General features: G+C 44.9%; 22 protein-coding genes. 8 read left to right on the top strand and 14 right to left on the bottom strand.

Annotation, left to right across the window (positions count from 1 at the left end):
* Positions 1-91: 91 nt before the first annotated feature.
* The 6 genes from clpP to BLT07_RS06630 form a co-directional block, all read right to left on the bottom strand.
* On the bottom strand, positions 92-772 hold the full coding sequence (clpP, locus tag BLT07_RS06660) for an ATP-dependent Clp endopeptidase proteolytic subunit ClpP (RefSeq protein ID WP_091867021.1): 681 nt from the start codon (positions 770-772) through the stop codon (positions 92-94).
* A gap of 107 nt (positions 773-879) precedes the next feature.
* Positions 880-2,202: a trigger factor gene (gene tig / locus BLT07_RS06655; RefSeq protein WP_091867019.1), complete on the bottom strand. Its 1,323-nt coding sequence runs from the start codon at positions 2,200-2,202 to the stop codon at positions 880-882.
* 207 nt (positions 2,203-2,409) lie between these two features.
* Positions 2,410-2,760, bottom strand: a complete 351-nt coding sequence (locus BLT07_RS06650) for a phage holin family protein (protein WP_091867363.1) — start codon at positions 2,758-2,760, stop codon at positions 2,410-2,412.
* 237 nt (positions 2,761-2,997) lie between these two features.
* Positions 2,998-4,590 (bottom strand): SGNH/GDSL hydrolase family protein, encoded by a 1,593-nt coding sequence (locus tag BLT07_RS06640; RefSeq protein WP_091867015.1) that lies wholly within the window; start codon positions 4,588-4,590, stop codon positions 2,998-3,000.
* Positions 4,591-4,710: 120 nt separating this feature from the next.
* Complete coding sequence (locus BLT07_RS06635; RefSeq protein ID WP_091867013.1) at positions 4,711-5,487, bottom strand: alpha/beta fold hydrolase; 777 nt, start codon at positions 5,485-5,487, stop codon at positions 4,711-4,713.
* A gap of 143 nt (positions 5,488-5,630) precedes the next feature.
* A complete protein-coding gene (locus BLT07_RS06630; protein ID WP_091867011.1) occupies positions 5,631-6,347 on the bottom strand; it encodes a pyridoxine 5'-phosphate synthase in 717 nt (238 codons plus the stop codon).
* Positions 6,348-6,442: 95 nt separating this feature from the next.
* On the opposite strand from BLT07_RS06630, the gene BLT07_RS06625 reads away from it, so the two are divergent.
* The 7 genes from BLT07_RS06625 to BLT07_RS06595 all read left to right on the top strand — a co-directional run bounded on the left by BLT07_RS06625 (position 6,443) and on the right by BLT07_RS06595 (position 14,434).
* Positions 6,443-7,099, top strand: coding sequence for a CBS domain-containing protein (locus tag BLT07_RS06625; protein ID WP_091867009.1), 657 nt, complete (start codon positions 6,443-6,445; stop codon positions 7,097-7,099).
* Positions 7,100-7,438: 339 nt separating this feature from the next.
* Positions 7,439-8,326 (top strand): NAD kinase, encoded by an 888-nt coding sequence (locus BLT07_RS06620; RefSeq protein WP_091867007.1) that lies wholly within the window; start codon positions 7,439-7,441, stop codon positions 8,324-8,326.
* Positions 8,327-8,644: 318 nt separating this feature from the next.
* A complete protein-coding gene (gene porG / locus BLT07_RS06615) occupies positions 8,645-9,343 on the top strand; it encodes a type IX secretion system protein PorG (protein WP_091867361.1) in 699 nt (232 codons plus the stop codon).
* Positions 9,344-9,392: 49 nt separating this feature from the next.
* A complete protein-coding gene (locus tag BLT07_RS06610; protein WP_091867005.1) occupies positions 9,393-10,133 on the top strand; it encodes an isoprenyl transferase in 741 nt (246 codons plus the stop codon).
* Positions 10,134-10,137: 4 nt separating this feature from the next.
* The gene (bamA, locus tag BLT07_RS06605) at positions 10,138-12,768 is read left to right on the top strand and encodes an outer membrane protein assembly factor BamA (protein WP_091867003.1); all 2,631 of its coding nucleotides are present in this window, start codon (positions 10,138-10,140) and stop codon (positions 12,766-12,768) included.
* 170 nt (positions 12,769-12,938) lie between these two features.
* Positions 12,939-13,763, top strand: a complete 825-nt coding sequence (locus BLT07_RS06600; RefSeq protein WP_091867001.1) for an OmpH/Skp family outer membrane protein — start codon at positions 12,939-12,941, stop codon at positions 13,761-13,763.
* A gap of 161 nt (positions 13,764-13,924) precedes the next feature.
* Complete coding sequence (locus BLT07_RS06595) at positions 13,925-14,434, top strand: OmpH/Skp family outer membrane protein (protein WP_091866999.1); 510 nt, start codon at positions 13,925-13,927, stop codon at positions 14,432-14,434.
* A gap of 240 nt (positions 14,435-14,674) precedes the next feature.
* Here the strand turns inward: BLT07_RS06595 and BLT07_RS06590 are convergent, their stop codons facing one another.
* From BLT07_RS06590 to gcvP, 4 genes are all read right to left on the bottom strand, one after another.
* Entirely contained in the window at positions 14,675-15,526 is an 852-nt protein-coding gene (locus BLT07_RS06590) for a glycosyltransferase family 2 protein (protein WP_091866997.1), read from the bottom strand.
* Between the two features lie 143 nt (positions 15,527-15,669).
* Entirely contained in the window at positions 15,670-16,218 is a 549-nt protein-coding gene (locus BLT07_RS06585; RefSeq protein ID WP_091866996.1) for a class I SAM-dependent methyltransferase, read from the bottom strand.
* Position 16,219: 1 nt separating this feature from the next.
* Complete coding sequence (locus BLT07_RS06580) at positions 16,220-17,284, bottom strand: 3-oxoacyl-ACP synthase III family protein (RefSeq protein WP_091866994.1); 1,065 nt, start codon at positions 17,282-17,284, stop codon at positions 16,220-16,222.
* Between the two features lie 170 nt (positions 17,285-17,454).
* Complete coding sequence (gene gcvP, locus BLT07_RS06575) at positions 17,455-20,307, bottom strand: aminomethyl-transferring glycine dehydrogenase (protein WP_091866992.1); 2,853 nt, start codon at positions 20,305-20,307, stop codon at positions 17,455-17,457.
* A gap of 128 nt (positions 20,308-20,435) precedes the next feature.
* Between gcvP and BLT07_RS06570 the strand changes: the two genes are divergently transcribed.
* A complete protein-coding gene (locus BLT07_RS06570) occupies positions 20,436-21,257 on the top strand; it encodes a UbiA prenyltransferase family protein (RefSeq protein ID WP_091866990.1) in 822 nt (273 codons plus the stop codon).
* A 102-nt stretch (positions 21,258-21,359) separates the two neighbouring features.
* On the opposite strand, the gene BLT07_RS06565 is transcribed toward BLT07_RS06570, so the two are convergent.
* From BLT07_RS06565 to BLT07_RS06550, 4 genes are all read right to left on the bottom strand, one after another.
* Positions 21,360-21,590: a hypothetical protein gene (locus BLT07_RS06565; RefSeq protein WP_245726463.1), complete on the bottom strand. Its 231-nt coding sequence runs from the start codon at positions 21,588-21,590 to the stop codon at positions 21,360-21,362.
* Positions 21,587-22,147, bottom strand: a complete 561-nt coding sequence (locus BLT07_RS06560) for a sigma-70 family RNA polymerase sigma factor (protein ID WP_091867357.1) — start codon at positions 22,145-22,147, stop codon at positions 21,587-21,589. The genes BLT07_RS06565 and BLT07_RS06560 overlap by 4 nt, the downstream gene beginning before the upstream one ends.
* A gap of 71 nt (positions 22,148-22,218) precedes the next feature.
* The gene (locus BLT07_RS06555) at positions 22,219-22,740 is read right to left on the bottom strand and encodes a 5' nucleotidase, NT5C type (RefSeq protein ID WP_091866988.1); all 522 of its coding nucleotides are present in this window, start codon (positions 22,738-22,740) and stop codon (positions 22,219-22,221) included.
* Between the two features lie 300 nt (positions 22,741-23,040).
* The gene (locus BLT07_RS06550) at positions 23,041-25,065 is read right to left on the bottom strand and encodes a M3 family metallopeptidase (protein ID WP_091866986.1); all 2,025 of its coding nucleotides are present in this window, start codon (positions 25,063-25,065) and stop codon (positions 23,041-23,043) included.
* Positions 25,066-25,145: the final 80 nt, after the last annotated feature.

The following is a 25,145-nucleotide window of genomic DNA, read 5'->3' as shown; positions in this document are numbered from 1 at the left end:
ACGCTGAATATTCTGGTTTGGTTTACTTCTTATCGAAAAGGCTGTTAAATTCAGTATTTCGACTGCGCTCAGGATACCGTATTAGAATTTCTTATTTCCGGTCCCGAACCAAAATCTCGTCGATCATTCCGTATTCCTTTGCTTTGTCGGCCTTCATCCAATAATCCCGATCACTGTCCTCGTGCACCTTCTCGATGGTCTGTCCCGAATGCCGGGCGATAATTTGGTAAAGTTCATCTTTCAGTTTCAAGATTTCCCTGGCGGTAATTTCAATATCGCTGGCCTGCCCTTGGGCGCCGCCCATGGGTTGATGGATCATTACACGGGAGTGGGTAAGCCCGCTGCGTTTGCCTTTTTCGCCCGCGCAAAGCAGTACGGCACCCATCGAAGCGGCCATACCCGTACAGATGGTGGCCACATCGGGTTTGATGAACTGCATCGTATCGTAAATGCCCAAACCGGCATAAACACTACCGCCCGGGGAGTTAATATAAATTTGGATGTCTTTTGCGGCATCGGTGCTTTCTAGAAACAATAATTGTGCCTGCACAATATTGGCCACCTGATCGTTGATTCCCGTACCCAAAAAGATAATGCGATCCATCATCAAACGTGAGAACACGTCCATGGCGACTGCATTCATTTGCCTTTCTTCGATAATATTCGGTGTAAGGCCAACAGGATGCATGCTTTTTACGATCTTATCGTAGTACATGCTATTGATACCCTGATGTTTGGTAGCGTAATTCTTGAATTCTTTTCCGTAATCCATTTTATTTTATTCGGTGGTTTAATTAATGGGGAGCCAAAACCTATAGTTTTTCTAAGAATAAAGATACCCTAATTATTTGAGAGATTTTTGAACTATCCACGAGTTTATTATCCGTAGACTTCTTTAATAAAATCTTCGTAGTTCATCTCCTTGGTTTTCAGATTCGCTTTTTCCTTGTAAAGGTTCAGCAATTTTTGGCTCATCAACTGCTCCGATAACCGCTTTGCCTCGTCTTCGTTCCCTAAGACACGGGCGGCGATATTGTCGAGTTCCTCTTCTTTAGGGTCTAATTGACCGTACTGTGCCATTTGCGACCGGATGAAGCCCTTGGCAAATTCCTTCAATTCTTCGAACTGAAGCTGAATGCCGTTATCCTTAATGATTTTCCCCTCGATCAGTTGATAACGGAGTCCTTTTTCTGATTTTGCATATTCGGCATTGGCCTGATCCTCGGTTAGAGGCTCCTCCCCGGTCATTTGTATCCATTTGGTCAAAAATTCTGAAGGGAGTTTAAATTTTGTATTATCTATAAAGTATTCGGTCACATCGTTCAACAATTTTTGGTCGGCCTGTTGTTCGAACTGTTTTTCGGAATCTTCCTTGATCCGTTCCTTCATTTCCTTTTCCGAAGTGATTTTACCTTCCCCGAAGAGCTTGTCAAAAAGTTCTTGGTTCAGTGCGGCGGGTTCCCGCTCGTTGATTTCGGATATGGTAAAGTTGACTTCAATATCAAGGTCTTTGGCTTTTTCTTGGGAAACTCCGAGAACACTTGACAAAAGATAATCTTCCTTAAAAAGACCCTTTGTTTTGACCGTAATCGAATCGCCTACTTTTTTACCTTTTAAGGCTTCAAGGGATTTTTTGCTCTTTATCTTTTGAAGCTCAAGCGTGGCCTTGTTATCGATGTCTTCTTCCTCGTTTTTAAAGGTACCGGTAACCTCGTCATTTTTGCTGACTTCGGTCTTGCTTACCAATTTGCCATATTGTTTCTGCATACGGTCGACCTGTTCGTTGACCATTTTCTTGTCGGCAACGATTTTATATCGCGTAATCGGCTTTTTGGTGTCTAGGGAAACTTTGAAATCGGGGGCAAGCCCCAACTCGAATTCGAAGGCAAGTTCTTCGTTGTCCCAATCAAAATTGTCCTGTTGTTTGGGTAGCGGATTTCCGAGAACATCCAGCTTTTCCTCGGTCAAATACTTGTTGAGGTTGTCTTGTAAGAGCTTGTTCACCTCGTCGACCAAAATGGACTTGCCATATTGTTTTTTGATAAGGCCCAAAGGCACCTGCCCTTTTCTGAATCCAGGAATATTGGCCTGTTTTCTATAATCTTTCAGGATTTTATCCACTTTATCCTGATAATCGTCCTTTGTAATGGCTACGGTTACGACCGCATTGAGATCATCGATCTGCTCTTTGGTAATGTTCATTTACATCTTCTTTTTAAAATTCCTCGAAACGGGATGCAAAAGTAGTACAATTTACGTATCCTAGCAAGTTTTGAACAGGTTGAAAACCATTGAGGTGGGTAAAAGAACCCCGTGTTTTGTATTTGTCAAACGGGTTGAACGGCGATTGAAATTATAAAACCGGATAGAGGTCGTAAAGAGTGGGCTTTTTTCTGATGATGGTAAATTTTACGCTTTATCTTTCTCTTTGAGCAGGGAGAATAATAAAGATTGTAAAAAGGAAAGTAGCAAACTAAACAGCAACGCCCACCAGATGCCATCCACATTAAATCCTCCGATAAGGTTGTCGGCGAGCAAGATAATAATGGCATTGATGATCAAGAGGAAAAGTCCGAAAGTAACGATGGTCACCGGAAGGGTAAGTAGGATGAGGATCGGTTTTACGATAAAATTCAAAAGGCTCAATACGATGGCCACTATGATGGCCGTAAAATAGGTGTCGACAGAAACGTGCGGCAGTATTTTTGATAAAATGACGACTGCTAAAGCGCTTAAAAGTATGCGTAAGATAAGGCTCATTTCAATAGGTTTTTGTGGAATATAAAAAGGCACCGAATTTTCCGATGCCTTCAAAATTAGAAATTCATTTTGGATTGAACTCGTTTAGACTTTTGTTTGGAACCGAGATTTTCGGCTTTTGTGCCCTAATGATGTCATTTTTTAGTTGCATAGCCTTAGCTATGGAACTCAAAAATGAGGAAATTAGGGTGCAAAATGTGAAAATCGCAGGTAAAAGAAAAAGTCTAAACGAGTTCATTAATTGATGTACAGCCCCTTGTATTCCAAAGGATCTATCTCGGGCAAATTGGCATCATAGGTCGTTTCGATAGTCTTTATAAATTCGTTGGCGATTAGCGCGTAACCCCGTGGCGAAAGGTGCACCCCGTCTAATGAAAATCCGCCTCCTGTAGCAAAAGTGGCCGTGATGGTGCTGCCGTCGGATAGCGGTATGCCTTCGCCAGCTGCTTTGCTCAAGACAGCGTTTGCATCGACAAAACCAAGGCCATATTGTTGCGCCAAGCCTGAAATGGTCGCATTGAATTTTTCCGTAGCGGTCGCGACTGCGGCCTGTTCGGCCGGAGTGAGTACCCATTGGTCTTCCAAAGGATAGGTTATTCCGTTTACCGAAAGTTGTCCGGCATTGGCTGCGGGTACCCCTAACGATTGTAGGGTTGCAAAAGCGGTTTCGTTGAGTGTAGCAATTTCATTTCGGGCGGTCAGCACGATAAGATCGTTTTCATTGGCCTGCCGGGCCTGGCCATACAGTAATCCTAATACGGTCGCCGTGCCTTGATCCAAACCTCCTTGCATCAGTGCCCCCGTAATCTGGGCAGAAAGATCGGGCAGCGATTCGTCTTTGATGACCACTGCACTGGCCGCGTCCGTAGCGAATACGATGGACCGTTCGGGGACTTGCAGGGCGGCGAAAACTTGGTTTAATCCCGCGAAGCTCTGGTTTAGGGTCGGAATTTGAGGTCCGAAATCAGGGTTTGTGGGACTTAATGGTGCAAAAGGTACCGTTGTAAAATAAGGTACCGCAGTCACATTGGGCAGATTGGCCACTACCCCGCCTGCACCATTGGCGGTAAGGCCCTGAAGTAATTGGTCGTACACTGATGCAAAAACGTTGGGATCGGTGATATCGCTCGACCCGTAGGTAGACGGATCAAGGTTACCCGCTTGATCGACGCCAGAACCACCGGATGTGGCATAGGAAAGAATATCATTGTTACCGATCCATAGCGAAAAGAAAGTCGGATTTTGGGCCACCGCATCGCCGATTATAGTGGCCCCAGGCGAGGAGGCGAACCGAACAAAATACGGATTTGCCGCTCCGAGCGCTAGGGCTTCAAGGCTACCATAGCCCGGGGCTGCCAGATGGAAGATTTTAGCGCCGGGAACGCCCATATTGTTAAAGGGTCCCGATAAAATGGTACTTACCTCTGTCGAACCTGCGCCTTCCAATCGCACCGGGGTGGGAGATCCGGAAGCAAAAGATAGAATAAAACGATTGTCAAAGCCTTCCAATTTTTCACCGCCAAGGGTCAGCCCTCCCAGGTTGTCCGCCATCAATGGTATCTTGAATTCGCCACCACCGGCTTGCGCAAAACTGCCGGCAAGCATATTCGCGTAAGAGTTTTCCTGACCGTCAAGAAACAAAGCGCCGTCGGAATATCCGGCGGTCAGCGAGTTACCTACGGCCACGTAATTCGAGAAATCGGCCGATCCGGCCGTATAGTTTTCAGGCGTCGGCTCGGTGGGGGTAGGGTCTATCGGGGCGCTGTCGTCACTACTACAGGAAATAATGAACAGACCGAAAAAAGCAAGTAGTGCTAGAATCTTCTTCATCGTATTGTTTTGAGTTAGGTAATTGTTAAGACCATGTTAATTTATGCCTAGAATCAAAATTAACCAAAATAATCACACGCACAAGGGTTTGCAGGAAAAAATTATGCATGCATAGTAAATTTAGGAATTTAAAAACGCCATCGATTTTTCGAAAAACTGTTCCGGATTCTCCGCATGCAACCAATGCCCGGCGTTATCGATAGTCTCCATTTCGGCTTTGGGAAAGTGTTTTCTGAACTCGGGGAGTTCACCCGGAGCTATGTATTCCGATCGGTCGCCCCGAAGGAATAGGGTTGGGCCGCCATAGCTGTCGGAGGCGTTGATATTTTCCCCGATTTCTTCCACTTTCTCGCTCAGTAGCTCCAAATTGAACCGGAAAGCCAATTTTCCCTTTTCGATCCAATACAGGCTTTTTAGAAGAAACTGACGCGTTCCAAGATCGGCTATATTCTTTTTCAGTTCGGCATCCGCGTTGCTTCTTGAGGTAAAAGCTTCTGGGCCAAGTGCGTTCAAGCCGTCGATGATGGGCTGATGGTGGGGCGGATAATATTTGGGTCCTATATCGGCGACCAGAAGCTTTTCCGTACGCTGCGGATGGTCGCAGGCGAACTGCATGGCCGTCTTCCCGCCCATGGAATGTCCCAAAATTAGCGCCTTGTCGAGATTATAATGTTCCATATAACGGAAAAGGTCATCCGACAGCAAATCGTAATTGAAATCATCGGACCAAAAACTTTGTCCATGGTTGCGCTGGTCGATAAGGTGCACCTCGAAACCGGACGCCGCATAATGCCCGCCCAAGGTCTTCCAATTATCCAACATCCCTAGAAAGCCGTGTAAGATCAACAGCGGTTTTCCTTTGCCTTCTATTTTTGAATGGAGAATTTTTTGTTCCATAGTTTTACTGTCGATTAACCGTCGGCGGATAAAATTTAAGGATCAATGGCTGCTGCGTAGCGGTTCAATGTTCAAGGTTATCTTTCCTTGACCTTAAAACTGCCCCCCGGCAGACTTGAACCTTAAATCACTTCAACCGGAAATCACTTCAACCGGTGCAAATACATATTGACAACATTTTCCAATCCCAGATAAAGCGATTCGCAAATAAGTGCATGCCCTATGGACACTTCGAGCAAATGGGGTACGTTTTCCTTGAAATACTTAATGTTATCAAGGCTAAGATCGTGACCTGCGTTCAGGCCCAAGCCCAATTCATGTGCCAATTTGGCGGCTTCGGTATAAGATTTTACAGCGACTTCATGCTTTCCTTCGTCGTATAGTTTGGCAAAACTTTCGGTGTAGAGTTCAATGCGATCGGTTCCGGTTTCGGCGGCGCCTTCGATCATTTTTGGGTCGGCATCCGTAAAAATCGATGTCCGAATGCCGTTTTTCTTGAAGTTGGAGATGACATCCTTTAGAAAATCCCTGTGCTTTATCGTATCCCACCCGGCATTCGAGGTAATGGCATCGACGGCATCGGGAACTAGAGTAACCTGCGTCGGTTTTATCTCTAGTACAAGGTCGATGAATTTGGGCACGGGATTGCCTTCGATATTGAATTCGGTGGTCACGATAGCCTTTAGGTCGCGCGCATCTTGATAGCGAATATGCCGTTCGTCGGGCCTCGGATGTACGGTTATGCCCTGCGCCCCGAACGCTTCTATATCTGCCGCGGTTTTTAATAGATCAGGTACATTTCCGCCCCTGGCGTTGCGCAAGGTGGCAATTTTATTGATATTCACACTGAGTTTTGTCATTCATCCGGTTTTTAGTGCCATTCATACAAAAATACGAATTAGGCATGCCTTTTGATATTATTAATTAGTAATTTGCGTTAGAACATTAGAAAGTTATGCATATCCAAAACCACATTGTTTCCACTATTCCAGTCTTTGAAATCGGCGATCCGTTGTCTAAGGTCGTTCAATTTTTTAAAGAGACTACCTATTCCCATGTCGCCATCATTGAAAATGATAGCTATTTGGGGGTGTTGGACGAGAATGACCTGGAACAGTTTCAAGAGGATGAAAAAGTGGAGGATTACAGATACGACCTCGGTGCTTTTTTTGTCAGAAAGGATACCAATTGGCTCGATGTGCTGGAGACCTTTGCCCGTAATGAAGCGAATCTTGTACCGGTTCTGGGCGAAGAAGGAAAGATGGAAGGTTACTACGACCTGACCGATATCGTTACTGTTTTTATCGACACTCCGTTTTTTACGGAGCCGGGTGGAATCATTGTGTTGGCCAAAGGGATAAAGGATTATTCGTTCAGCGAAATTGCCCAGATTGTGGAAAGCAACAACACGAAACTGATCGGAGGGTTCATAACCGATTCCAAAAACGACGTAATACAGATTACTATTAAGGTAGCGTCGGCCAACTTAAACGAAATTATACAGACCTTTCGTCGTTACAACTACAACATCCTCTTCGGAAACAATGACGACCAGTTCTTGGAAGATTTAAAGGAACGTTCGGACTACTTGGAAAAATATTTGAGTGTTTAGGGAATCCCATTAATATCCATAAGACAGAAGACCGCGGCACCTTTGCACCTAAACTAAAGTGAAGTTAACTCAATAAGAATATCCTCTAGGGTCGGTCCACATAAAAATTATTCGCCTTTTTCACTGCTTCAGAAGATTTACAATCCTTATTTTTGTTTTAAAGAGATACTAGTTACACAGTATAGGTTTGTGTCAATTTTTGATGAAGTCATTTAGACTTTTTCTTTTACCTGCGATATTCGCCTTTTTCACCCTTTACTTATTAACTTAACTTAACTTAACCGAACCACAAACCCCAACCATCGCACACCCAACCTCTAACCTCTCAAGTCCCGTCCCATGAAAGTCGCCCTCTACAGCCAGACCTATCAAGAAGATACCTTGGACTATGTGGTCGAACTCCTTGACGAACTTCACAAAGAAAATGCAGAGGTGTGGATAGAAGCTGAATTTCATGCCTATTTGTCCGATAACCATGCTTCCAAAGCCTATGCTACCTATACGGACACTGAGGGTTTGGATGATTCTTTCGATATGTTCGTCAGTTTTGGCGGCGATGGCACCATTTTGCGGGCCACTACCTTCGTACGGAATTTGGGTATCCCTATTGTTGGGGTGAACACCGGCAGGTTAGGTTTTCTATCCACATTTAATAAAGAGGAAGTCCGAAAGGTGGTGCAGGAATTCAAAAATGGCAGCTATTCCATTATCGAAAGAAGTTTGGTCGAGGTAAGTGCCGAATCTGATATTCCCGAGTTGAAGGAACTGAACTTTGCGCTCAATGAGATAACGGTGAGCCGAAAAGAGACTACGTCAATGATCACGGTAGAGACGCATCTCGACGGCGAATACCTGACTTCGTATTGGGCCGATGGTCTCATAGTCTCCACGCCGACCGGCTCCACGGGCTATTCGCTGAGCTGCGGTGGCCCGGTAATCGTGCCTACGGCAAAATCGCTGGTATTGACACCTATCGCACCGCACAACCTGAACGCCCGGCCTTTGGTGATTTCCGATGATACGCTAATACGTTTAAAGGTATACGGTAGGGAAGATAACCATCTTATTTCCTTGGATTCTCGCATCGCATCCGTAGAAAACGAAAAGGAAATTATCATACAAAAAGCGGACTTCGTAATAAAAATGATTGAATTCACTTCCGAGAGTTTTCTGAAAACCATCCGCAATAAATTACTGTGGGGAGAGGACCGGCGGAATCGAGGCTGATACAGTTCAAGCGCACGTTCAAGTTCAAAAAACCCTTTTAACGTAACATAAGGGTATGACGATTTCACCTTTTTAAAGAAAAGGATTGACCGCGCGATTGAATCGATTTTTGTCCAGACCTAGGGAATTGACGCTCCTTAAACAATAAATACCAGCAAATCCAGTTTATCAAGAAAGAACCCGTGCTATGTCGAAAATGCACTTTAACGATTGCCTACAATTGTTATATTTGCACCCCCTTAATTCAGTTATGAATAAAACGCAAGGCCGCACCTAAAATTGTTTTTTTTGATTTTGGTACTTGGAATTTTACCCTTTATGAAACGATTTCTTATCGTACTCCTTTTATGTGCGTTTGGCCAACTCGACGCCCAGACCTACGAGGTCGGTATTTTTGCCGGGGGCGCCAATACTATCGGTGACGTAGGCCGCACAAACTATGTACTACCTTCTGATATTGCCGTTGGCGGTCTATTTAAATGGAATGTCTCCAAACGCTATGCCTGGCGGGCCAGCATGATCTATGGAAAATTTACGGCCGACGACTCTAAGTCGAGCACCTCGTCCCGACAACAAAGGGGCTTTGTCGCCGATAATTCCATCCTGGAGGCATCGGCAGGGCTTGAGTTCAATTTTGTGGAATACAACCTGCACAAGCTCGGTCCGGCCTTTACGCCCTATTTATATACCGGAGTCACCTATTTTAGATATGACTACAATTATTTCGATGCGGGTCGCATGATAGATATCGGCCAGAAAGACGGTAGCTTTGCCATACCCATGACCGTCGGGGCCAAATTGCGCTTGAACCAGTTTCTGATTCTCGGAGCCGAAATTGGCGCACGATATACCTTCACAGATAACCTGGATGGCAGCAATCCCAAAAAATTAAATGTCAGCCAACAGCTCGGTAATCTGCCGTTTGGAAATATTTTTAGCGACGATTGGTATGTTTTCTCGGGATTAACATTAACTTACACTTTCGGTAGAAAACCTTGTTGCGATAATTTTCAGTAAGTCCCCCTTACATTATCTCAAACCTCATGTCTATAGTATTCCGACCCGTATGAACCCCTTTGAGACCATCGATAAAAAAAACCTGCCCCGCCACATTGCGATTATAATGGATGGTAACGGCCGCTGGGCCAAAAAACAGGGTAAACTTCGGGTTTTCGGCCATGAAAACGGGGTAGAAACCGTGCGGAGAACCGTCGAAAATTGCGTTGAGATCGGTTTGGATTATCTTACCCTTTATACTTTTTCTACAGAAAACTGGAACCGCCCCAAGCTCGAGGTCGATATTTTGATGAAACTGCTCGTTTCTTCCCTTAAAAAGGAACTTGACACCTTTATGAAAAACAACGTCAAACTGAATGCCATCGGCGATATTCGTTCCCTTCCCAAGAAAGCCCACAGAGAGCTAAAGGAAGTGATGGAAAAAACAAGCGGCCATACAGGTATGACACTGACCTTGGCCCTGAGTTATGGCGCACGTGAGGAGATTACGAATGCCGTAAAACAGATCAGTACCAAAGTTAAAAATAATATAATTTCAGTAGATGATATTGACGAAACCATTATAAATACTCATCTTTACACGCACGATTTGCCCGATGTAGATTTGCTTATCCGCACCAGTGGGGAATGCCGGATCAGTAATTTTTTACTTTGGCAAATCGCGTATGCCGAGCTTTACTTTATTGATGTATTTTGGCCCGATTTTAGTGAACTGCATTTAACGGAGGCCATAAAAAATTACCAGAACAGAGAAAGAAGATTTGGAAAAACCAGCGAACAACTCAACTGACGATATGAAAAGGTTCATATCCTTCGAACCTTTAGTTACCATCCTATTACTCCTGATTACCACCTTTACCGCCGCGCAAGATCTCTCATTGGAAAACGGTAAAAAATATATTTTGGGCGGTCTTGAGGTAACGGGACTTCAAAGTTATAACGAGCAGACCGTAAAGACCTACACCGGCCTTCGGGTGGGGCAGCCTATTACCATTCCCGGTGACGAGGTCAGCGCGATAATCAATAAACTTTGGGGACTTGAACTTTTTCGAGATATCGATTTCTACATCACCGATATCGAAGGTGATCGAGTCTTTTTAGAATTGCACATCACCGAACGAGCGACGCTTTCCGATATCAAGATAAACGGGGTCAAGCCCAGAAAGGTCGATGGTATTCTAGATGATACCGACCTTAAAAAAGGAAAGAAAATTACTGAAAGCCTTATTGCCAATACCAAGAATTATTTGGAGAACAAGTATAAGAAGGAAGGCTATCTAAACGCCAAGGTTGCCATTGCGGTGGCCAATGATACCTCCGAGACCAATGCCCAGAAGATGGTCATCAATGTCAATAAAGGGGATAAGGTCAAGATTGCGCAGATGATTTTCGAGGGCAATGAGCAGCTTTCCGATAAAAGACTGCGTGGCGCGTTCAAAAAAACCAAGCGTAAACGGCTCTTGCGATTTTGGAAAAAATCGAAATTTATCGAAGAAGACTATGAGAACGACAAGCAGCTGCTAATCGATAGATATGCCGAAAATGGCTACCGCGATGCCCGGATCATTTCAGATTCCATTATTAGGGTCGACGAAAATAATATCAATCTCAAGTTCGATATAGAGGAAGGAAAAAAATATTATTTTGGGGATATCGATTTTGTGGGCAATACCGTGTATACCGACAGAATTTTGGCCTCGGTTTTAGGTCTTAAAAAGGGAGATACTTACAACGGCGTGCTACTTCGCAAACGTATCGCCGACGACTCGAAACCGGATGCTGCAGATTTGACCAATTTGTACCAGAATAATGGTTATCTTTTTTCAAGTATCAATCCGGTCGAGATCTCTGCCCAGAATGACACCATCGATTTCGAAATACGGATTATCGAGGGCAAGGAGACCTTCCTGAACCATGTTGAGGTTGTAGGCAACGACCGTACGAATGATCATGTTATCTATCGGGAACTGCGAACACGTCCCGGACAGAAGTACAGCAAAAGCGATATCATACGCACGATTCAAGAATTGCAACAATTGGGCTATTTCGATGCCGAGGCGATAAAACCTGATATTCTGAACGCGAACCCCAACGAAGGTACGGTAGACGTAAATTGGAATTTGGTTGAATCCGGGGCGAGCCAGATCGAACTTCAGGGCGGTTACGGCGGCGGCGGTTTTATCGGTACACTCGGCCTTTCGTTCAACAATTTTTCGCTTAAGAATATTTTCAACGGTGAGGCGTACAAGCCCGTACCCATGGGCGATGGGCAGACCTTTGCCATGCGGGTACAGGCCAGCCGATCTTTTCGGGTATATAGCTTGAATTTCGCCGAACCTTGGTTCGGAGGTCAAAAACCGGTACGTTTTAGCCTTAATTTTTCAAGAACGCAACAGTTTCGAACAGATTACGCCAATTCTAGCCGCAATCGAATTGAAATTATAAAGGATGAAGGTTTTTCCATTACCAGTGTCTCTGCAGGTTTGGCAAAACGCGTACAATGGCCTGATGATTATTTTACGGTTTCGCATTCCTTGGGATATCAATTGTATGAGTTTAACAACTACGATTTAGGACTCTTCAATATTACGAACGGGAATTCCAATTCACTCACCTATACCTTGGGTATTTCAAGGAATGCCATTTCTGGTGGACAGATTTTTCCCCGTGGAGGTTCTAACTTTGAAATAACCGCAAAACTCACTCCACCCTATTCGCTATTCAGCAATAAGGATTATGCTGCGTTGCGGGATCGTAGTGAAGAATTGTCCACCTTAAAGGCGGAGAGAAGGTCGGTCGGAAGTGGGCTAACACAAGCGGAAAACCAAGAATTGGAAGATATCGATCAACAGCGTTTTAAATGGTTGGAATATTACAAGATCAAATTTAAGGGAGATTGGTACACTACTTTGGTCGGTAGCGGCGACAAGTCGTTGGTATTGAGAACCAATGCTGAATTCGGTTTCTTGGGCAGTTACAATAATGATGTAGGGGATGTGCCCTTCGAACGCTTTTTCGTGGGTGGTGATGGCATGGGTAATTTCACATTAGATGGAAGGGATATTGTACAGTTAAGGGGATATGATAACCAAACCTTGACCCCAATTAGTCCCATTACCGGAAATCAAGAGGGCGGGCTTATATACAATAAGTATTCATTGGAGCTTCGATATCCGCTGACCTTGAAGCCCTCTGCATCTATTTATGGCCTTACTTTTTTAGAAGCGGGTAACGCTTTCCGCAATTTTCAGGAATTTAATCCGTTTAACTTAAAAAGATCCGCGGGCGTTGGCTTGCGCATATTTATGCCGGCATTCGGACTTTTGGGTATCGATTTTGGATATGGGTTCGATCCGGACAACACCGGTCGGGAAACCAGCGCACATGGATGGGAGACCCATTTTATTATCGGACAATCGTTTTGAGAAAATAGTTCGTAGTTAAGGGGTATAGTGGTGCGTGTTTTTGTAAACGCTTAACTAAAAACAGAATTTGGGGAGCTGACGGGTCATTTACAATCACCTAATAACCAGTAACTACGAAGAATTAATTAAACTTGGCACGATTTTTTCTGTAAGGGTTAAACGATTTAGCAATGAAACCAAATACAAACCTTATTATACTGCTGGTGATAACGCTGTTTTCATCGTATAGTTTTGCCCAACGCGGCGTGCGGATCGGTTACGTCGATATGGAGTACATTCTCGAAAATGTAGAGGAGTACCGGGAAGCCACCGATCAGTTGGCAAGCAAGGTAGAAAATTGGAAAATAGACATCGAGCAAAAACAAAGTGTGGTCGAGCAGATGAAGAAAGACCTGATGGCCGAACGTGTGCTGCTTACCGATGAGCTGATTTCCGAACGTGAGGAGGAAATACAGATTTTGGAAAAGGAGATGGTCGAATACCAACAAGACCGTTTCGGACCGCAGGGCGACCTTGTATTGCAAAAACGCCGGTTGATTCAACCGATCCAGGACCAAGTGTTCAACGAAGTACAGAAAATCGGTGCCAATAAAAAATATGATTTTATTTTTGATAAATCGGCGGATGTTGTAATGTTGTACTCCGAAAATCGCTGGGATATCAGTGATTTGGTATTGCGGGGCATTTCACGGACGCGCAAAGTAAGTAAACGTATTGAAAAGCCGGATACCAAAAGTTCACTTGACGAATTCGAAGGCGATACAGAAGATGATGTTGAAATGAGCGAAGCGCTTAAAGAACGGAAGGAACAGGCCGATCAGGCGCAAGAAGCCCGAGTCAAGTCCGCCGACGAAAAGAGAGCTGAGCAATTAAAATTGCGTGAAGAGCGTAAAAAAGCCTACGAAGAAAGAAGAAAGAAATTGCTGGAAGAACGTGAGGCGAAAAGACAAGCTAAGCTAGATGAGCGGGAGCAATTGAAGGACAGTGTTCAGTAATAGGCGGTATTCACGGCGGAGCGAAGTGATGTTTTGACTAGGAACACGGTTTTAGCAGATGGCTTCGCTTCGCTCGCAATGATAATAGCAATCAATAATTAATAATCAATAATTAGTAATCACTTAAACCCGACACTCAAATTATTAAATTTTACACTCAAATGAAACACTTAAAAAAGATAACAGTAGCCTTAGTACTTTTTGTAGCCGCTACAGGATTTGTCAACGCGCAGAGCAAAATTGCGCACATCGATGTAACCCAATTGTTAAGCGCCATGCCGGAAATGAAAACGGCAGAGGCAGAATTGAAAAAGCTTTCGGAAACCTATAACGCCGATATCGAAGGCTCTATGACCGAGCTCAAGAACAAGTACACCCTGTACGAAAACGAGGCGGCCTCCAAGACACCCGAAGAAAACCAAAAAAGAGCGGAAGAGCTTCAAGGTGCGCAAAAGACTATCGGAGAGGCACAGCAAACGGCGCAAAGGGAATTGCAGAAAAAACAGCAAGAACTTTTTGCCCCTATTTCCGATAAGGCCAAAGCGGCTATCGAGAAAGTAGCGACCGCACAAGGCTACGATTATGTAATCGATGCCCAACAAGGGGGTGGGCTTATCGTCGCCAACGGCAAAGATCTTTTGGTCGATGTCAAGAAAGAATTGGGGATTTAAGTAAAAAATCCTATTAAAACTAAGAATGTCCGCCTTGGAGCGGACGTTTTTGGTTGGTTATACCATTTGAACTTGTCATGCGGGGCGCGCCGAAGTGTCCTATGCGATAATGATTGAAGCATGTGAGGTTTTGATCTGGGGAGCTATGTCGTCCGACGCCTTTCTCGTCAACCTCTGAGAGGCTGTCCGATTCCTCATGCGGTCTGAACACCAATGCACAAAAAGAAGATTTCATCACACTCAAAAAAGCTTCCGCTTCATATTCCCCCACCGCAATTTCCTAATAAACATACCCTCTTCTTTAGTGACCAAAAAAGAGACTTCTTCCTTTTGGGCTTCAAGATATCCCTGCATATTATCAAAAAACGCCTTCGGTCTATGTTGTTTCAGTGCCATTTTTGCAGAAGCAATAGCCGTAATCAACATGCCATAACGCATACGGTACATGGCTCTTCCCTGAAGTAATTTTGCCTTTTGGTCATAGGCTTTACCTGTAGGCCGAAGATGCTTTACCTCTAAGGTTTCGTCGGTAAAGATTTCATACTCGTTGTATTGTGCCAATAGTTCGTCGACCGTATCCCAGCCCATGGCGTTTCTGAGTCCGCCGATAGCTTTAAAACAGGCCTTGGAATAGGCTTTAAAGGCACCGCGCACATGGTTTTTGTCCATCGGATGGTTCAGTTTCCACTGCTCCTTGGCATCCTTTTCATAAATAAATCCTCCCGCAATGCCCGCGTTGGGGTGGCCTTTAAAGATGTAGGTGATTTTTTCGAAATAGTTGTCGGGAAGCACGAGGTCTGCATCCAATTTGACCAACACATCGTAATGGTCGTCAAGTAACGCCAATCCCTTATTAAAGGCATTTATCACTTTGCTGCCGGGCATATGTTCCGGCGAGGATGTCGTATTCAGTTTTTCGAAAATAGGACTCAACGCCAAAAAGGTATCGATAATCGCTTCCGTACCGTCGGTGGAGTTATCGTTGACCACCACTACTTTTTTCGGTTGCACGATCTGTCTTAAAACGGAGTTCAACGTATCGGCCAAGAAGGCTTCTTCATTGTGGGCGGGGATAACAAGATAATAGTTCATAATTTAAGCTACGCTATAAAAATACGGACTTCCAAAATTCAGGATGCAGCCTTACCTATCAATTATTAGTTCTGATTTCCGTAGTATACTTGAAACTAAAAGTCCAAAACCAAAGAATCTTTCCGGCAAGCAGGCTCCTATTTTTATTTGGAATTTGGAATTTGTGTTTTGGAATTTCTTACCGCATACACCATATAATAGCGCGGCGTAAAGCTCCGCAATAAAGGCCTGACCCCAATCTTGCCTACCGGGTTCGTGAATTTCTTCCTATCCTTGATTTCCCAGCCAGATTTTTCGAGTAGCCAATCGAACTGCCAAGCCTCGAACTCGTGGTAGTGACGATCCCAGATATCCGTCTTGCTTCGGTAGGCCGGGGTGAACCATAACTTTAAGGGGATGCTGGCAACGAGTTTATCAGCCTTGATTTCCCGTAAAACGTTGAAAGGGGCGAGAAGGTGTTCGAAAATTTCAAAAGCCGTAGCCACTTTGGCGGGTGATTTTTGAACAGCCGTAAAATCCACATCCAAATCCTCACCTTTTGTGTTTTCGACGGTATACCCTTGCTCGGCCATAATCTTGGAAAACGGGTTTTCAACACCAAGATCTAAAATGGTTTCCTCGGGTGCAATGTGTTTTTGCAGGAAGGCCAACGTGTATTGAAAACGTTTGTTTGGATAGGTATTTTCGTACATTTTAAATGCTATAAACGATAGCGTTGACGTTCATGCCCGCGCCTACGCTGGCAAAGATAACAACATCTCCCTGTCGAACCCGCTGGTCTTTCAGTTTTCCGTTGCGCACCATATCGAACAATGTGGGAATGGTCGCTACGGAGCTATTGCCCAATTCACCGATGTTCATGGGCATGATACCCTTCGGCATTTCTTTATTGTAAAGGCCATAAAAACGTTTGACGATGGCCTCGTCCATTTTTTCATTGGCCTGATGGATAAAAATCTTCTTCACGGAATCGATATCGACTCCGCTTTTTTCCAAACAGGATGCCATGGCCCTGGGTACATTTGTTATGGCGAATTCGTAGATTTTTCGCCCGTACATTTTGATGTATTTTGTGTTGTCATTGGTAGCGTTATAGGATTTGCCATAGTACAAAAAATACGCCTCATCAAAGGCGTAGGTAGCACTCTCGTGGGCGAGAATACATCCGGCATTTTCGTTGGCCTTTTTGGCCTCGATCACTGTAGCGCCGGCACCATCGGAATAGATCATGGAATCGCGATCAAAGGGGTCAACGATTCTTGATAGGGTTTCGGCACCTATAACCAGACATTTCTGGGCAATACCACTTTTGATGAAGGCACGAGCCTGTATGACACCTTCTATCCATCCGGGGCAACCGAAGAGCAGATCGTAGGCCACGCATTTCGGATTTTTTATACGTAAGTGGTGTTTGACCCGCGTTGCGAGGCTCGGTACGGTATCGCTTTGGGACTCTCCATGGCCAACATCCCCGAAATTATGGGCAAAGATGATATAATCCAGCTGTTCTTTATCGATACCAGCGTCGGCTATGGCTCTTTCCGCCGCCAAAAAGGCGATGTCCGACGTGTTTAGCGTGTCTTCTACATACCTTCTCTCGCAGATTCCGGTGATGGCTTGGAATTTTTCGATGATCAGGGAATTGTCCTGTTTGAAAGGGGAGCCGTCGGAATTTAAAAATTCGGCGGTTTCAAAGTTTTGGTTGGCGATGACCCTGGGAGGAATATAGCTTCCTGTGCCCGTAATTCCAATTGTCATAATAGGTTGCTTGTTGCTTTTGTAAGCTTACAAGATAACTAAAAGCCCGCCAATCAGCATGTCCGCGTAATCAATTCTACGATAGTCAGGGACTTGCCGTTACCACGAAACCTATTAAAAAAATCCTCCCGAATGAGCGGGAAGGCTTGTAAACATTGAATCGAACAGGCCTATTCCGCTTCGGCATAGGCTTCGATAGGCGCGCAGGTACATATCAAATTACGGTCTCCATACGCATCATCTACGCGTCGCACCGCCGGCCAAAACTTGTTTTCGGAAATGTAGGTCAGGGGGAAGGCCGCTTTTTGACGACTATATGGAAAGTCCCATGTATCGCTGGTCAGCATCTCTAAAGTGTGCGGTGAATTTCTTAGCACATTGTTGGGTTCGTCGGCGGATGAGGTATCGATTTCCTCCCGTATGGAAAGTAGGGCTTCACAAAATCGGTCGAGTTCCGCCAGACTTTCGCTTTCGGTGGGCTCGATCATCACGGTTCCGGCCACGGGAAAGGAAACCGTAGGGGCGTGAAAACCATAGTCCATCAAACGTTTTGCGATATCGGTGACTTCGATACCATGTTCCTTGAACGGTCGGCAATCGATGATCATTTCATGGGCGGCTCTTCCCTTTTCTCCGGTATATAGCACCTCGAACTTACCGCTTAGACGATGTTTGATGTAATTGGCATTGAGAATGGCGATTTCAGTGGAATGTCGTAGTCCTTCTTCTCCCAACATTTTGATATATCCATAAGAAATCAGACAGACCGATGAACTGCCCCAAGGGGCCGCAGAAATGGCGTCGATGGCCTTATCACCCCCGGTCTTGATAATCGGATTACTAGGTAAAAACGGCACCAATTGTTCCGCAACGCAGATGGGCCCTACGCCGGGCCCGCCACCGCCGTGGGGAATGGCAAAAGTCTTATGTAGATTCAAGTGACAGACGTCGGCCCCGATTTTACCCGGATTGGTCAGGCCGACCTGGGCGTTCATATTGGCACCGTCCATATATACTTGTCCGCCATGGTCATGGATCAATTGGGTGATGTGCATGATCGAAGATTCGAAAACCCCGTGGGTGGAAGGATAGGTCACCATCAAGGCCGCAAGATTATCGGCGTGTTTCGCCACTTTTTCCTCGAGATCGGCCACATCGATATTTCCTTTTTCGTCGGTCTTGGTAACCACTACTTGCATACCGGCCATCACAGCGGAGGCGGGGTTCGTACCATGCGCCGATGCGGGAATGATACAGATGTTGCGGTGTGCTTCATCCCGTGACTCGTGATAGGCACGGATGACCATTAAGCCTGCATACTCGCCCTGGGCTCCTGAATTAGGCTGCAGCGAAGTACCGGCAAAACCGGTTATAGTCGTTAGATCTTTGGCAAGTTCCCTTAATACGATTTGATAGCCCTCTGCCTGTTCGATGGGAACGAAGGGATGGATGTTGCCCCAACGTGCCATGCTCAGCGCGAACATCTCGGAAGCCGCGTTCAATTTCATTGTGCAGCTTCCCAAGGCAATCATGGAATGGTTGAGCGATAAATCTTTGCGCTCCAATTTCTTGATATAGCGCATGAGTTCGGTTTCGGAATGGTAGGAGTTAAATACCTTGTTTTGCAAGAAATCCGATTTGCGCTGTACGCTTTGCGCTATGGCGCCTTCTTTGGATAGGTTGTCTATGGCAATGGCGTCCTTTCCAAGCGCTTCCGAAAAAATGGAAACGATTTGGTTGAGGTCCCTCAGCGAGGTCGCCTCGTTTATGGCGATGGAAACCGTGCCTTCATCCACATATAAAAAATTAACCGCATGTTTCTCGGCAACGGGCCGCAGTGCTTTGGTATCGGTCTTGACGGTAATCGTATCGAAATAGGAGGTATTGACCTGATAAAGACCCAATTTTTCGAGGGCACCGGTCAGTGTGACCGCGGTGGCATGTACTTTTTTGGCGATATATTTCAGTCCCTCTGGACCATGATAGACCGCATACATACCGGCCATGACAGCCAAAAGTACCTGCGCGGTGCAGATATTCGAGGTCGCCTTGTCGCGTTTGATATGTTGTTCACGGGTCTGTAGCGCCATCCGCAGTGCGGGTTTGCCATCAACATCTTTGGTTACACCGATAATACGACCGGGTATGTTTCTTTTGTAGGCTTCCCGAGTCGCAAAGAACGCGGCATGGGGACCGCCATATCCCAAGGGGATACCAAAACGCTGCGTTGTGCCTACGACCACATCAACGCCCCATTCTCCTGGAGGTGTCAGTAAAACCAAACTCAGTATATCGGCGGCCACAGCTGTTTTGATTTCGTTTTCCTTTGCTTTGGCAACGAAATCCGAATAATCGTTTACCTGCCCATGCTTTCCGGGATATTGTAACAAGGCGCCGTAGAACTCGTTCCCAAAGCTAAATTGCTCATGGTTGCCGACAACCAGTTCAATGCCCAGGGGGGTCGATCTTGTTTTTAAAAGGGAAAGCGTTTGGGGCAGTATCTCTTCGGAGACAAAGAATTTTGAAATATTATTTTTCTTTTGATCACGATTTCGTACATCGAAAAGCATAGTCATTGCCTCGGCCGCCGCGGTACTCTCGTCCAACAACGAAGCGTTGGCCAGTTCCATACCGGTAAGGTCCGACACGACGGTCTGAAAATTGAGCAGGGCTTCCAGTCTACCTTGGGCGATCTCTGCCTGATAAGGAGTGTAGGCCGTATACCAACCCGGATTTTCAAGAATATTTCGTTTGATAACCGAAGGGGTAAGACTTTCGTGATAGCCCAGACCGATATACGAACGGAACAGTTGGTTCTTTTCGGACAGCTCTTGCATGTGGGCCAGAAATTTGTGTTCGCTCATGGGGGCCTCCAAATCCAATGGTTTTTTCAATCGAATGCCTTCGGGAAGGGTCTCTACGATCAGCTGATCCAAACTATCGGTACCGACCGTTTCGAGCATATGCCCAAGGTCTTTGCTGGTAATGCCGATATGCCGCGATGCAAATAGATCTGTTCTCATAGTAAGTGCTTAAAATGAAGTTGCAAAATTAAGGATTTATACCCTGAAAACCGTCAGATTATCGATGTATGGGATGAAAGTTTTTAACCGAAAACGGTAGTTATTAACGGTTTCTCTACATTTGTTCAATGCCGATATTGCGACGCCTTTTCGAATTTTATCTCGATGCTAGCATCCACGTGGCTTTTGCCATTCTGGCAATGGTTCATGTCACGAGCATAACCTTGAACATTTCCGTTGATACCCATCTGAGCTGGTTTCTATTTTTTGGATCGATCGTTTGTTACAATTTTGTGAAATATGGGGTAGAGGCGGAGAAATATATCTTAGTCACCGATTTACATCAAAGGCATATACAATGGGTAAGTTTCGTAGCCTTTGTTTTTGCACTTTACCATGGGTATTTTTTAAGCCTGCCAGTCTATATTACAATTGCCGGTCTGGTGGCGTTGACCGGCTTGTACGCCATCCCCGTACTGCCAAATGCAAGGAGCCTTCGGAGTTTAGGCGGACTAAAAATTTTTGTGGTGGCAGTGGTGTGGGCAGGGTCGAGCGTAATTCTCCCGGTAATCGCAGCGGGAGAATCCATTTCTTGGGATGTTCGGGTCGAAACGATACAGCGTTTTCTATTGGTATTGATTTTATTGGTTCCCTTTGAGATTCGGGACTTGGCCTATGATAGTCCCGAATTACGGACCCTGCCCCAACGCTTTGGGATATTTAGAACTAAAATCATGGGGGCAAGCGCCATTGTGCCCTTTTTTTTGATGAACCTTGTGAAGGATTCGATTGGTCGAACAGAGCTGATAGCAAATGCTATTATATGTTTGGTTTTGGGGGTATTAATCTGGTCGACGAAGCGGAAGCAACCTCGGTTTTTTGCATCCTTCTCGGTCGAGTCGGTTCCTATCTTATGGTGGATGTTGCTACTGCTTTCTAAAGGGATTTAGCATCTTATGTATCCTACCATTGGAGGAAAAAATACTAATAAGAGGAATTGCTGGCCAATATGTGTGAAATTTGGGCAACGGAATTACCCAACTGATAATTTTTTAAGATTCCTCTTTTAGAAGCTGCTTCATTCTACGTTTGTCCTCTTGGGTAAGGCTTTGAAGATCCGCCTTTTGGCAGAGTGAGGTCAACCGGCTGTTCCGCCTAGAAAATTCCGGACAGTTTTTACATAGTAATAGATGGAATTTCAATTTCATCTTTTCCATAGATGTTGCTTCCCGGTATTGGATTTTATTGCAGATTAGGGCCGCTTTTTCACAAGAAATCATCATGGTTTGAACCAGTTTTGGTTTAGGCAGTCCATCAAGCCCGTTCTGGCCCGATGAATCATCACCCAAAGATTAGACGGATTAATATCGAGTTCATTACAAATCGTTTTCGTATCCATACCCTGAATAGTTTTCATGGTAAAAACCAATGCCTGTTTTTTGGGTAATTTGGCGATGCACGAATGAATGGCCTGTCCTAATTCTTCATTCTCGATGGCATCGTTCTCGAAAGAACTGAAGGGATCTGCAACTCGTTCTTCAAGCCAATCGCCTTCTGCATCGGTGTGCGCACTATAGTCCATTCGCACTTCGGCCCTTCCTTTTTTGGAATTGGATCGACGGTAATGGTCGATGACCTTCCGTTTTAAAATGGCGATGAGCCAAGTGCGTTCTGCCGCATCTCCTTTATAATTTTTCGCCGATTTGAGTCCGGCTAAAAACGTTTCCTGCACCAGATCTTTGGCAACTTCGACATCGTTTACACGACCTATCGTATAGTTAAAAAGATAATCGGCGTAGGAATCGACCCATTTTTCCGGATCCAGTACGTGCTCGGTCATTTTGTTTTTGTCGTCTTCAAAGATAAGCGATTTTGGTACAATGATCTTGCATTTGGAAAATGTAGACCGGCTCAAAGCAATTTTTCGGCAACTTCCTGCCAGTTGTTCACCCGCTCGAAACCATTGGTATTCATATTGTGGGGGGATGTAAAGAGCAAAGTCCTACCTTCAAAGTCAGTCAGATTGTAGCTTCGGTCATCGATAAGGATATCCCCTTTTAAAATGTGCTTGTGTCCGCATAGGATACGTTGTTGCCATGTGATGAATGGAAAATATTCATCTAGCCATTCCGACTTTTCCTCAAGGGAATTGGGAAACTGCATGGCGGCCGATGCGATATAGACGTCATAATTGTCGTTCAGTTCCTTTAACACGGCGCGACTGTCAACGATGGGTTTTAAGTCACGAAAGAAGCCGCGGTTACGGGCATGGTTGCGTACACTGGTCTTCCGGTTTTCGGGAACGGTATGCCAGACCTCTTTTCCCCTACAGGCTTCGAGGGTGAGACTTTCTTCGTACTCACGGTTATAAATTTCGACGTGAGCCCCGTAAGTGTCCGCCATTACCTCGTCCATATCAACAAAAAGAATCATAATTGCTATTTTTTGCGAAGTTCGGGAATAAGCGGTTAACGAAAAAAGAATTCCAAAGACTTATCGATTTCTTAAGGCACTTTATTCTAGACATACCCTTAAATTGTAGCGCTTGCAGATGGATTCGGAGCAAGGCTGTAAAATAAAAAAGAGGGCGTCCCCACGCCCTCTTTTTGTCGTTAAAAAAAATTACTTTAACATAACCTTTTTAACCTACTTATGAAAGACAAATGTAGGAGAATAAAATAATAATACATAATCTTTTTCGCAAATATTTTGACTCATTTGTACGTATTGATGTCAGTTTTTTTCTATTAATCCTGCTCTTTTCAAAAGTGCTTCTACCTTAGGCTCGGCGCCCCTAAAACGTTTGTAAAGTACCATCGGATTTTCTGTACCTCCTTTTGAGAGCACGTTATCCTTGAACTTTGAAGCGATTTCTTTGTTGAAAATTCCCTTTTCCTTGAAAAAGGTAAAAGCATCGGCATCGAGCACTTCAGCCCATTTGTAACTGTAATATCCCGAGGAATAACCGCCTTGAAAAATATGGGCGAAGGCCGTACTCATACAGGTTTCTGAGGTTTCAGGATATAGTTTAGTGCCTTCGAATGCTTGGTTTTCATTGGCCTTGACATCGGTGATTTTGGACGGGTCCGTACCGTGCCACGACATGTCCAACAGTCCGAAACTCAATTGGCGGAGCGTTTGCATACCTTCTTGAAAAGTAGCCGAATCCTTAATTTTTTTGATAAGTCTCATGGGAATGGGGGCATTGGTTTTATAATGCGTAGCGAAGAGTTCAAGTGCCTCTTGCTCGTAACACCAGTTTTCCATCACCTGACTGGGTAGTTCGACAAAATCCCAATAGACCGAAGTGCCCGATAGGCTTGGATATACCGTGTTGGCCAGCATCCCGTGCAGGCCATGCCCGAATTCATGGAAAAGCGTGGTTACTTCATTAAAGGTTAAGAGGGATGGTTTAGTGGCCGTGCTACGTGTAAAATTGCATACGTTGGAAATATGGGGACGTATGTTCTCCCCATCCTTTTTATACTGCGGTTTGTAGGAGGTCATCCAAGCACCCCCGCGTTTTCCCTTTCGGGGATGGAAGTCCGCATAAAACAGGGAAATAAATGTATTCTGATCGTCGTACACCCTATAGGTTTTGACCTCTTCATGGTACTTGTCGATGTCGAACACCTCTTCGAAACGAAGTCCAAACAATTTTTCGGCTACTTTAAAGACACCTGAGATGACATTCTCCAATTTAAAATAAGGTTTCAGTTTTTCGTCGTCGAGGTCAAACAGTTTTTGTTTCAGTTTTTCGGAATAATAGCTGCCGTCCCATTTTTCTAGCTGGTCGATGCCGTCGCGTTTTTTGGCGAAATCTTCGAGTTGTTTGAATTCGCGTTCTGCGGCAGGCTTGGCCTTTTCCAGTAGTTCGTTCAAAAATTCCCGGACCTTTTCGGGAGTTTCGGCCATACGCTCCTCCAAAACAAAATGGGCATGGGTTTCATAGCCCAATAGTTTGGCTCGTTCATGGCGTAGATTGGCGATTTTCAGTACGTTTTCTTGGTTGTCGAGTGCATCGCCGTGAAAACCTTTACTGGCGAAGGCCAGGGAAAGATCTCTCCGAAGTTCACGATTTTTGGCATATTTCATAAAGGGGATGTAGCTTGGGTAATCCAAGGTCACGAGCCATCCTTCTTTCTCTTTCGATTGCGCCAATTGCGCGGCCGCTTCTTTTTCGCCTTCGGGCAGGCCATCGAGATCGGCTTCGTCCGTCAGGTGCATTTCGTATTGGTTCGTCTCGGCCAGAATATTTTCTCCAAATGTCAATTTGAGTTTGGAAAGTTCCGCATCGATTTCCCGAAGCCGTTTCTTTTTTTCCTCGGGTAGGTTGGCCCCATTTCTACTGAAGCTTTTGTATTTTTTATCTAATAAGGTCTGCTGTTCGGTGGATAGGTCCAATGCGTCTTTTTGATCGTACACGGATTTTATCCTCTTGAACAAATCCACGTTCAACGTAATATCGTTGCTAAATTCGGAGAGAAGGGGAGAGACCTCTTGTGCTATTTTTTGGATGTCTTCATTCGTTTCTGCGGAATTCAGGTTAAAGAAAACGCTTGAGATGCGGTCGAGCTGTTGCCCTGTAAACTCCAAGGCTTCGATGGTATTTTTGAAGGACGGCTTTTCAGGATTATCGGTAATGGCATCGATTTCTGACCGGGCATCAGCAATGGCCTGTAGAAAGGAAGGTTTGAAATGCTCATTTTTTATTTGGGAAAATGGAGCGGTATCGAATTTTAAAAGTAGGGGATTCATTATGGGAGTTTATGTGTTTATAGGTTTATGGATTTATTTGGTTTTCAGTTAGGAGTTAAAAACTAGAGTTAGGGTTTCAT

It is taken from the genome of Pricia antarctica (assembly GCF_900101815.1).
GTDB classification, from domain to species: Bacteria; Bacteroidota; Bacteroidia; order Flavobacteriales; family Flavobacteriaceae; genus Pricia; species Pricia antarctica.
This window is presented reverse-complemented; position numbering and strand designations above follow the sequence as displayed.

Excerpts from the sequence above, each read along its gene's own strand:
- BLT07_RS06550 (WP_091866986.1), bottom strand. The coding sequence starts at position 25,065 with ATGAATCCCCTACTTTTAAAATTCGATACCGCTCCATTTTCCCAAATA.
- BLT07_RS06650 (WP_091867363.1), bottom strand. The coding sequence starts at position 2,760 with ATGAGCCTTATCTTACGCATACTTTTAAGCGCTTTAGCAGTCGTCATT.
- BLT07_RS06620 (WP_091867007.1), top strand. The coding sequence starts at position 7,439 with ATGAAAGTCGCCCTCTACAGCCAGACCTATCAAGAAGATACCTTGGAC.
- BLT07_RS06640 (WP_091867015.1), bottom strand. The coding sequence starts at position 4,590 with ATGAAGAAGATTCTAGCACTACTTGCTTTTTTCGGTCTGTTCATTATT.
- gcvP (WP_091866992.1), bottom strand. The coding sequence starts at position 20,307 with ATGAGAACAGATCTATTTGCATCGCGGCATATCGGCATTACCAGCAAA.
- BLT07_RS06565 (WP_245726463.1), bottom strand. The coding sequence starts at position 21,590 with ATGATGATTTCTTGTGAAAAAGCGGCCCTAATCTGCAATAAAATCCAA.
- BLT07_RS06555 (WP_091866988.1), bottom strand. The coding sequence starts at position 22,740 with ATGATTCTTTTTGTTGATATGGACGAGGTAATGGCGGACACTTACGGG.
- BLT07_RS06580 (WP_091866994.1), bottom strand. The coding sequence starts at position 17,284 with ATGACAATTGGAATTACGGGCACAGGAAGCTATATTCCTCCCAGGGTC.
- BLT07_RS06610 (WP_091867005.1), top strand. The coding sequence starts at position 9,393 with ATGAACCCCTTTGAGACCATCGATAAAAAAAACCTGCCCCGCCACATT.
- bamA (WP_091867003.1), top strand. The coding sequence starts at position 10,138 with ATGAAAAGGTTCATATCCTTCGAACCTTTAGTTACCATCCTATTACTC.
- BLT07_RS06560 (WP_091867357.1), bottom strand. The coding sequence starts at position 22,147 with ATGACCGAGCACGTACTGGATCCGGAAAAATGGGTCGATTCCTACGCC.
- BLT07_RS06570 (WP_091866990.1), top strand. The coding sequence starts at position 20,436 with ATGCCGATATTGCGACGCCTTTTCGAATTTTATCTCGATGCTAGCATC.
- porG (WP_091867361.1), top strand. The coding sequence starts at position 8,645 with ATGAAACGATTTCTTATCGTACTCCTTTTATGTGCGTTTGGCCAACTC.
- BLT07_RS06595 (WP_091866999.1), top strand. The coding sequence starts at position 13,925 with ATGAAACACTTAAAAAAGATAACAGTAGCCTTAGTACTTTTTGTAGCC.
- BLT07_RS06590 (WP_091866997.1), bottom strand. The coding sequence starts at position 15,526 with ATGAACTATTATCTTGTTATCCCCGCCCACAATGAAGAAGCCTTCTTG.
- clpP (WP_091867021.1), bottom strand. The coding sequence starts at position 772 with ATGGATTACGGAAAAGAATTCAAGAATTACGCTACCAAACATCAGGGT.
- BLT07_RS06625 (WP_091867009.1), top strand. The coding sequence starts at position 6,443 with ATGCATATCCAAAACCACATTGTTTCCACTATTCCAGTCTTTGAAATC.
- tig (WP_091867019.1), bottom strand. The coding sequence starts at position 2,202 with ATGAACATTACCAAAGAGCAGATCGATGATCTCAATGCGGTCGTAACC.
- BLT07_RS06630 (WP_091867011.1), bottom strand. The coding sequence starts at position 6,347 with ATGACAAAACTCAGTGTGAATATCAATAAAATTGCCACCTTGCGCAAC.
- BLT07_RS06600 (WP_091867001.1), top strand. The coding sequence starts at position 12,939 with ATGAAACCAAATACAAACCTTATTATACTGCTGGTGATAACGCTGTTT.
- BLT07_RS06585 (WP_091866996.1), bottom strand. The coding sequence starts at position 16,218 with ATGTACGAAAATACCTATCCAAACAAACGTTTTCAATACACGTTGGCC.
- BLT07_RS06635 (WP_091867013.1), bottom strand. The coding sequence starts at position 5,487 with ATGGAACAAAAAATTCTCCATTCAAAAATAGAAGGCAAAGGAAAACCG.